Annotated in this window: 7 protein-coding genes; 4 read left to right on the top strand and 3 right to left on the bottom strand. The window is 35.9% G+C overall.

The window, feature by feature from the left end; genetic code table 11:
* Positions 1-1,109, top strand: a 1,109-nt coding sequence (locus tag ABGX27_04040; GenBank protein MEO2068663.1) for a helix-hairpin-helix domain-containing protein, incomplete at its 5' end; no start/stop codon positions are given.
* Here ABGX27_04040 and ABGX27_04035 read toward each other — a convergent pair.
* From ABGX27_04035 to gyrB, 3 genes are all read right to left on the bottom strand, one after another.
* Positions 1,106-1,792 (bottom strand): hypothetical protein, encoded by a 687-nt coding sequence (locus ABGX27_04035; GenBank protein ID MEO2068662.1) that lies wholly within the window; start codon positions 1,790-1,792, stop codon positions 1,106-1,108. The genes ABGX27_04040 and ABGX27_04035 overlap by 4 nt on opposite strands.
* A gap of 159 nt (positions 1,793-1,951) precedes the next feature.
* The gene (locus ABGX27_04030) at positions 1,952-2,365 is read right to left on the bottom strand and encodes a gamma-glutamylcyclotransferase family protein (GenBank protein ID MEO2068661.1); all 414 of its coding nucleotides are present in this window, start codon (positions 2,363-2,365) and stop codon (positions 1,952-1,954) included.
* A gap of 10 nt (positions 2,366-2,375) precedes the next feature.
* Positions 2,376-4,790, bottom strand: a complete 2,415-nt coding sequence (gene gyrB / locus ABGX27_04025) for a DNA topoisomerase (ATP-hydrolyzing) subunit B (protein ID MEO2068660.1) — start codon at positions 4,788-4,790, stop codon at positions 2,376-2,378.
* Positions 4,791-5,215: 425 nt separating this feature from the next.
* Between gyrB and ABGX27_04020 the strand changes: the two genes are divergently transcribed.
* The 3 genes from ABGX27_04020 (at position 5,216) to mobB (ending at position 9,106) form a co-directional block, all read left to right on the top strand.
* Positions 5,216-6,607, top strand: a complete 1,392-nt coding sequence (locus ABGX27_04020) for a hypothetical protein (protein MEO2068659.1) — start codon at positions 5,216-5,218, stop codon at positions 6,605-6,607.
* Between the two features lie 87 nt (positions 6,608-6,694).
* A complete protein-coding gene (locus ABGX27_04015) occupies positions 6,695-8,443 on the top strand; it encodes an ABC transporter substrate-binding protein (protein MEO2068658.1) in 1,749 nt (582 codons plus the stop codon).
* A 9-nt stretch (positions 8,444-8,452) separates the two neighbouring features.
* Positions 8,453-9,106 carry a molybdopterin-guanine dinucleotide biosynthesis protein B gene (mobB, locus tag ABGX27_04010; GenBank protein ID MEO2068657.1) on the top strand — a complete coding sequence of 218 codons (654 nt, stop codon included), beginning with the start codon at positions 8,453-8,455 and terminating at the stop codon, positions 9,104-9,106.
* Positions 9,107-9,128: the final 22 nt, after the last annotated feature.

Genomic DNA, 9,128 nt, shown 5'->3' with positions numbered 1-9,128 from the left:
AGTTTGAAAAAGCCGCCACTTTACGGGATCAGTTTTTTGCAATAAAAAACCTTTACGAAAAGGGATTTTTGTTTTTTGAAGAATATAAAGATTGTGATGTTTTCTACTTGGAAGAAAAATGGGGGATCTTTTTCGGGTTAAAAATCACAGTTAGAAACGGAATAGTCTTTGGTAAAGAGAAATTTCAGTTTGATCCTATAGAACCTTGGGAAGACAACCTTTTAAAGGAACTTACTACTTTTGAAAAAGAGTTAACAGAAGACGTTGTGGGAACAATATGGATTAAAGCAAGTTTTGAAAATGAAGAGCCACCAAAAGAAATTTTTGCAAACTTTAACTACCTTGCTGATAACTTAACCGTTAAGCCTATTCCAAAGGAAATTTTAGAGTTTATTGAAAAAAATAGAACTTTTGAAAGAATAAACCTAAACCTTAAAGCACTTATTGAAGAATACGAGAAAGTTTTTATGGATGACTTTCCTCAAAGGGTTGAAGTCTTTGACATCTCCACACTACAAGGGGAAGGAACTGTTGGTTCTTGTATTGTCTGGGAGAGGGGAAGTTTTCTAAAAAATGAGTATAGACGCTACAGGGTGAAAAGTGTAAGTGGAATTAACGACTACGCTTCAATGGAAGAGGTTTTAACAAGGCGTTTCAAAAAGATAAAGAAAGGAGAGGTTAAACCTCCTAACCTTGTCCTTGTAGACGGAGGCTTAGGACAGCTAAACATAGCTAAGAAAGTTAGAGATTCTTTTTCCCTCACATTTCGCGTTTTCTCCATAGCTAAAAAAGAGGAGATAGTTTACACGGACGAAGGAGAGGTTATAGAAACTAAAAAGTATCCTCATCTATTTAGGTTTTTTACCTTTTTAAGAGACGAAGCCCATAGATTTGCACTCTCCTTTAACAGAAAAGTTAGAAGCCAAAAGATGTTAAAAAGCATTTTTGACGACATCAAGGGACTTGGGCCAAAAAGGAAAGAAATTCTTGAAAAGTTCTACAAAGATCTAAGAGAACTTGCTTTAGCTACACCAGATGAACTTGCTAAACTTGGAATACCAAAGAAAGTGGCAGTTGAAGTTATAGAAAGGATTAGAAAGCTTTTTTAGAATGTAATTCCAACAAATACCCCAAATGTCAACTCTTCACTTTCAGGCTGCCAGACAGACATTAAACTATTATCAACAATAGCCAATTCTGCAGGAGATTTGTCCCAGTGTCTATATCTAACAAAAAGCCCTTCTTCAAATAGGTATTCTCCCAACCTGTTTAATAACTTAAAATCCGCACCAAGAAAAAGGGTTCCTTGAGGTTCTACAGTAACTCCAAAAAGATCTACCGTATTTGTTGTAAGGAAACTAGACCCTAACCAAAAGCTTCCTTTAAATCCTTCAGGATATCCACGTCCTATTTTTATTCCTGTTTTCCAACTAAGAACAAACCACTTTTCTAAATATCCAAGGGCTTGAGATGTACTAACAATGTCTCTATCCCACCGGTCACCTTCTATGGAAAAGAAAACTATTGACCAAAATGTATTTTCGTTCGCGTATAAAGGAAAGTTTAAAGCCACTTCTGAACGTATTCCTTTGTAGTTAACGTTAGTTTTTGAAGGAGTTCCGTCCATAGTTTGACCATTATAATCAACGCTTCCACTGTAGATTGCTACCGTAGGATAAAGATAAGGTTCCTTTTGATAAGGATTTTTCTCAGTGCCGTGGATTTCCATTCCGTACCGCCAGCCAGCTTCTTTCAGTAGTTTTTCTCCATTTGAAAATTCTACCCAATTCAAAAATAGGAGTAAAACCAATATTAAATCCCTTAGCGTTCGTTTGAAAATAGAGGATAGCTACAAGAAAAACTTGTAGTAGAAAGAAGAATGAAGAAATTTTTTCTCGTATATTCATAAGAAACTTCTCAATATTCCATTTTTCCTATTTCTTCAATTTTATTACAACTTCATCAACTTCTTTATAAACTCCTTCCAGTTTCCAAATGGAACTTCTGTGAAAGAAAGTCTGTCAAGAAGGTCTTTATTTAGAAGGTAAACCCATGCATCAACAAAGTCGTTAAACTGTATAAGCATCACAGGTTTCTTAACTCTTATATAAAGACTATTTTCAGGAAAGTTTTCATAAAACTCTTCAAAAAGGTCTATGGCTTTTAAGGTTAAAGGATCTACTCTATAAACTTCTCCAAAAACTCTTCCCTCTCCCTCAATCACTCCCGGATACCCTTCTTCTAAGTGTAGAAGTTTCGCCCCGTAGAGAATTCCGTGAGCAACAAATTCCGAATCAAAAAGGAAAGTATGGGCAGAAAAGCCCGACATTAAAGTCCCGTAAACAAAGAGAAGTTCAAAGTACATAAATCCTTCCCTAAATATCCAAGTTTCTAACTTCTTTTGCAAACTTTTGGATAAACTCTTTTCTCGGTTCTACCTTATCTCCCATTAAAATTGTAAATATTTCATCTGCTTTAACCGCATCTTCTACAGAAACTCTCAAAAGAGTCCTATTTTCTGGATTCATCGTAGTTTCCCAAAGTTGATCTGGGTTCATTTCACCGAGTCCTTTATATCTTTGAATGTAAATTCCTTCCTTTCCAACTTGCAAGAGATAGTTATAAAGAAGTTCTAAGGTTTCAAATTCTTTAACTTCTCCCTTCTTAGTTTTTGCCTTGTAAGGAGGTTTTCCAAGAACTTCTTGTATTCTCTCTTTTAGTCCTTTTGCCTGTTTGTAAAGATCTGACATTAAGAGATCCTCATCTATCTCAACTATTTTTACAAGATACTTGTCAAAAGGTATCTTACAAAGAATTTTGAAAATATGATGTTCTTTATCCTCTAAGATTTCAAACTCTGTTCCCTTTAGTGAACTTGGTAGTTTTTCCTTTATAGCTTTTACCAAGTTTTCTACTTTTTCCTTCTCATAAAGATCTTTATAAGAAGCTTTTGTTCTCAATAAGATGTTAATGATGTCTCTATCCCTTTTTCTTGCAAGGATTGAAACAATACTCTCAAGGTTAGAAATATTGTGAGCAACCTCAAGAGCTTTTTCTTTCGCAAGTTCTTTTTGTTCTCCTGAAAGAAGAGAAACACTATCAAGGGCAAAGTCAAGAACTACCTTTTCAAGTTCTTTCTCACTCTTTATGTACATTTCCTTTTTACCTTTCTTAACTCTATAAAGAGGAGGTTGGGCGATAAAAAGATGTCCTCTTTCAACAATTTCAGGAAATTGTCTAAAGAAGAAAGTTAAAAGAAGCGTTCTAATGTGGGCACCGTCAACGTCCGCGTCTGTCATTATGATTATCTTGTGATAGCGAAGCTTGTTTATATCAAAATTTTTCCCTACTCCTGTTCCAAGAGCAGTGATAATTGTCTTTATTTCATCATTTGAAAGAACTTTCTCTATCCTTGCCTTTTCAACGTTTATTATTTTTCCTTTAAGAGGAAGTATTGCTTGGAAACGCCTGTCTCTCCCTTGCTTTGCACTACCTCCGGCAGAATCTCCCTCTACCAAGAAAAGTTCGGTCTTAGCAGGGTCTCTTTCGGAGCAGTCTGCAAGTTTTCCGGGAAGGGAGAACTCCTCAAGAGCTGTTTTCCGTCTTGTAAGTTCTCTTGCACGTTTGGCGGCTTCTCTTGCCCTTGCAGCAGTAATCACCTTTTCGGCAATTTTCTTTCCAATGTCTGGACGTTCTAAGAGAAAAGCGTAAAGTTTTTCGTAAACAATGGACGCAACTATTGGTCTTACTTCGGAGTTGCCAAGTTTTGCCTTTGTCTGTCCTTCAAACTGAGGATTTGGAACTTTTACAGAAACTACAGCAGTAAGCCCTTCCCTTACGTCATCGCCAGTAATTGAAATTTTTGCATTTTTAGGAATAAGGTTGTTCTCTTCTATAAACTTAACAATAGCCCTTGTAAGTGCAGTTCTAAAACCGGATACATGAGTACCGCCTTCTCTAGTGTTGATGTTGTTAACAAAACTAAAAAGCTGTTCTGTGTATGTAGAGTTATATTGGAGTGCTACTTCCACCAAAATGTCATCTTTTTCTCCAGTTATGTAAATAGGTTCGTCAAAGATTGGATCTTTATTCTCGTTTATCTTCTTTACAAACTCAATAATTCCACCTTCAAAGTAGAAAACTTCTTCTCTTACAGGTTCAACTCTTTCATCTACTAGAGTAATTTTGAGTCCCTTGTTTAAAAAGGCAAGTTCCCTTAATCTGTTGGCTAACGTATCCCAGCTAAACTCTGTCGTTTCAAAAATTTCTGGATCTGGCTTAAAAGTAATTATTGTTCCCCTTTTCGTCGTTTCCCCAACACACTGAAACTCGCTTACAGGATTTCCTCTTTCGTAAAGCTGCCTGTAAACTTTTCCATCTCTGTGGATTTCAAGCCTTAACCATTCAGAAAGGGCATTAACTATAGAAACTCCAACACCGTGAAGACCACCAGAATACTTGTAAGCCTTTTTCTCAAACTTACCACCAGCGTGCAGAACCGTTAAAACTATTTCTGCTGCAGGTTTACCATATTCAGGGTGTATATCAACGGGAATTCCTCTTCCATTGTCCTCAATAGTTATCGAATTATCTTCATGGATTACAACCTTAATTTCTGTGCAATAACCTGCTAAAGCTTCATCTACACTATTGTCAACAACTTCAAAAACAAGGTGATGAAGACCGTAAACTCCTGTATCGCCAATGTACATTCCCGGTCTTTTCCTAACAGCTTCAAGCCCCTCAAGAACTTTTATAGCTGATGCATCGTACTTCTCGCTATTTGCCATTTAGACTCCTTCCCGAAAAAGTTTTTTGGAACTTAAATTATATCAAGAGCTTACCCGTAGTGCATTTACCCACTTAAACTTTATCAATTTTATTTGCTATTTACGTCTTCGTAAGGTATCATTTCGTTTTAAAAGATCTCTTATTCTTTAGAATTTCCTTGGAAAAAAAAGAGGGAAAATTTCTTATGTAACTTATAAAAACAATGCAGCGCCACCTAAATTTAATAATATTTTAGGAGGGTGTAATGTGAACTTTCCATGAACGGTCTAGGTATCTAACCAAAAAAACTTTTCTTCTGAGTCCTTTAGCTTTGACCTGTTGCGGATTTCTGTTTTCCTGCGGGGGTGGAGGCGGAAGTGGAAGTGAAAGTAGCATCTCTCAAGGTTATTCTTCCGAAGAAGAGGTGTTGACTGTTATTGATCCATTGATTGAAGCGGTTGACAAAGGTGTCCTGTTTGAAGCTTCAGGCGACAATCAAAAGTTAAGCGTTTTGATAGAGAATGCTATTTTAATGGAAGGCGATGGAACCGTTGTAAGATCATTAACTGATGAAGGAGACAAGGGAACAATAAAAGTTGCTTCAAGCTCCCCTCAGAAAGTTGATGTAACTTTCTACGATCCAGATATTTACGATACTACACTATACAGTGGTATAAACATTGACGGAATTACTTTAAGCAGTAGCGGTGTTACTTATACTTACTATAATGCTACTGCCGTCAATACAACAAAATTTGGCTTTAATCCTTACTTTAAAGTAACTAAGGATTCAACTAACAATGCAACTTACCAAATCGAGTTTGATCCTTTCCCTGAAGGGACAACAAAAACTCTAACTATAGGTGGTTGGGATAACTTATACGAAGGTATCAGTTTTAATGTTACATTGAAGGTAAATAGCATGCCAACTGTTAATCTTACAGGAAGCACAACATGTCCTACATACTACAATTCTTCTACCGGTAAGTTAGAAGTTCCAACAAAAGATAGTTCTGGTAATCCATATACCCCTTCCCATTGCTTTATCTATAACATTTATCCCGGACTTGATGACTCTTCAGATGGAGATACAACAACTTTAGAAATCTTCGAAGGGACTGCTACAACTCCTAGTGTTACCAGTTCCTTAGGAGTTCTTAGTGGAACTTATTCAAGCACCTATATGTTAAGTTCTAACCTTTCTCCTGGAAGTGAAATAAACTTCACTTCCCTCCTAACTCAAGACTTAAATGGAGACACTACCAAACAGGACACAAAGACGGTAGTTGAAACAATTTACGGTGCAAACGATACAGCCACTATAGACTATTGCGTAACAACAAACTTAAGTGCAACAACTTGCACTGTAGGAGCTCAAGGGGATCCTTACGGCACAAAACTCTCAAACGAGTTCGTTTATGAAGATGCTTTTGATGCTGATGGAGATGGAAGTGTTGACTATGCAAGATACTATAGAGATGCTAATGGAAATGGTATTCACGACGATGATGAGGATACAGTGTTGGTTAAACTAGATACAGGGGGAATTATCCTTCCTTCTACTGGTGGTAATATTTTCTTAAAGACTGTATCTTACTCAGGAACAGGTGGATCATTCTACGTAAAAATATTGAAAAACGGAACTTACTATACAGACTACTCCACAGGATCCTTATCTACCTGGTATCATATCTATGACGCTACAACTGCTACATCATGTAGCAGCGGATGGGATACAGTTTCTGTAGAAGCTTATAAGGTCTTTAGTGGTTACAATAGCTTGATTGCTCCTATACTTAATACAGTTCCTATATGCAGAAACACACCTGCAAGCTAAGTAGAAAAGTTTGTTAAAATTAGGAAGCGGGCTTTTTGTCCGCTTTTTTTATCTTAAAAAAAAATAAATCTACGGATAAGAAACGTTATGAAAGCAATTAGAAACAGTGTACTTTTAATTATTTCTATGATAGTTCTGTTTATTGTTTTCCTTACACTCATTCCTGAACCTTCCAAAAGGAAAGAAATTTTTTCCCTCGGAAAAACCATTAACCTTGATAACATCACAATACTTCTCGGAAACTACGGTGGGACACTATACCTTGCTACTTCCTCAGATCCTAAAACTTTTAACCTTGTAATGGCACACGAAACTTCCTCTACCGATGCCGTAGGAGAACTGTTTGAAGGACTTACAGAAATAGATTTGAAAACTTTAAAACCTAAAGGAGCATTGGCAGAGTCTTGGGAATTTAAAGAGAACGGAAAAAAGTGGATTTTTCACCTAAGGAAAAGTGTCAAATGGTTTGACGGCAAAGAATTTACAGCAGATGATGTCGTCTTTACTTATAACCAAATTTACTTTAACCCGAAAATTCCAAACTCTACAAAAGACTCCTTTTTAATAGATGGAAAGCTTCCAAAGGTAAAAAAAATGGATAAATACACTGTTGTTTTTGAACTTCCAGAACCTTTTGCACCACTTTTATACTCTCTCGGAGCTCCCATTTTCCCAAAACATATCTTAGAGGAAACGGTAAAAAGTGGGAAATTTATGGAAACTTGGACAGTTTCTGAAAATCCTAAAAATCTTGTTGGAACAGGACCTTATAGGCTAATAAAGTATGTTCCAGGACAGTATTTAGTTTATGAGAGGAATAAAGACTACTGGAAAAAGGATGAAAGTGGAAAAACTCTTCCATACATAGACAAGAAAATCAAGTTCATTATTCCTGATTCCAACACACAGCTTTTAAAGTTTAAAGCAAAAGAACTTGATTTCTACAGTATAAGAGGAGATGAATTTCCCGAATTAAAGGCTAAAGAAAAAGAAGGCAATTACACTGTCTACAATCTTGGAGCTTCATTAACTGCAGACTTTTTGTGCTTTAATCAAAAAAAAGGAGCAATCCCCGACTGGAAGTGGAAACTGTTTACCAACAGGAAGTTTAGATGGGCTATTTCCCACGCAATAGACAGAAAAGGGATTATTCTTACAGTTTACAACGGTCTTGGTTATCCTGTCTATTCACCGGTAACTCCTGCCAATAAACTCTACTACGATGAAAATTATCCAAAGTTTCCTTACGACTTGGAGAAAGCAAGGAAGCTTTTAGAAGAAATAGGTCTAAAAGATAGAAATGGTGATGGATGGCTTGAAACAGAAGATGGACACAAAGTAGAGTTTAATCTTCTTACAAACTCCAACAATCCACAGAGAGTGAAAATAGGAGCAATAATCAAACATGACCTAAAAAGACTTGGAATAGATGTCCACTTTCAACCACTTGACTTTAACAACTTGGTAGAGAAACTTCTTCATACTCACGATTTTGACGCTGTAATAATTGGACTTACAGGATCTATAGACCCAAACGGAGGAAGAAACGTTTGGATGAGCAAAGGACAGTTACACCTTTGGAATCCAATGCAAAAAGAACCCTCTACAGAGTGGGAAAAGAAGATAGATGAACTTTTTGAAAAAGGAGCCAAAGAACTTGATTTTGAAAAAAGAGTAAAAATCTATAAAAAAGCTTATTGGATAATATCTTACGAGCAACCTCTAATTTATATAGCAGCACCCGTTGTTCTTGAGGCTGCAAGGAATAGAGTAAAAAACTACTTTCCAACCATATGGGGAACTTTTGAAGCTGAAAGAATGTTTATAAAAGAGTAGGAGGTTGATTTGGTTTCTGTCGTTTCTTTTATAGGTTATCACAATAGTGGTAAAACTACATTCGTTAAAGAGGTTGTAAAGATACTTAAAGAAAAGGGTTATAGGATAGCTGTTTTAAAGTCAACTAAACATGAGAATGTCATAAAAGATACAGAAGGGAAAGATAGTTATAAATACAAAGAAGCAGGAGCCAATGCAATCGGTATTATTACTCCTTCTGAGCTAATTCTTTTTAAAAAACTTGAAGACTTTGACCTTGAAACCTTAGCTTCTAAACTCTTTAGTGATTATGACATAGTAATATGTGAAGGCTTTAAGAAAAGTAAAGTTCCTAAGTTTGAGATAACAAGAAAAGATATAAAGGAACCATTACTTGTAAAAAACTTAGAAAATGTCATCGGAGTTATTTCTGATTATGAGGTAGATATTGATGGCGTTTTAAAGTTTCCCTTAGATAACCCTCAAAAAGTAGCAACATTCCTTGAAGAAAAGTTTATAAAGGATAGAAATGAAAAAGTAGAACTTTTTGTAAATGGAAATAAAATTCCTTTAAAACCCTTCATAAGATCTATGCTTAAGGAAATACTATTTGGCTTTATAAGACCTTTAAAAGGAATAGAAGAGACAGTGAAAAGTTTAGATGTAAGGATAAGGAGAAAATGATGGAAAACCTTACTATATGTGG

This window comes from Desulfurobacteriaceae bacterium, assembly GCA_039832905.1.
GTDB lineage: Bacteria > Aquificota > Aquificia > Desulfurobacteriales > Desulfurobacteriaceae > Desulfurobacterium.
Note: the sequence above shows the minus strand (reverse complement) of the source record. Positions and strands in the feature narration are given on the sequence as shown.

Coding starts and splice junctions, on each gene's coding strand:
- ABGX27_04030 (MEO2068661.1), bottom strand. CDS start 2,365: ATGTACTTTGAACTTCTCTTTGTTTACGGGACTTTAATGTCGGGCTTT.
- gyrB (MEO2068660.1), bottom strand. CDS start 4,790: ATGGCAAATAGCGAGAAGTACGATGCATCAGCTATAAAAGTTCTTGAG.
- ABGX27_04015 (MEO2068658.1), top strand. CDS start 6,695: ATGAAAGCAATTAGAAACAGTGTACTTTTAATTATTTCTATGATAGTT.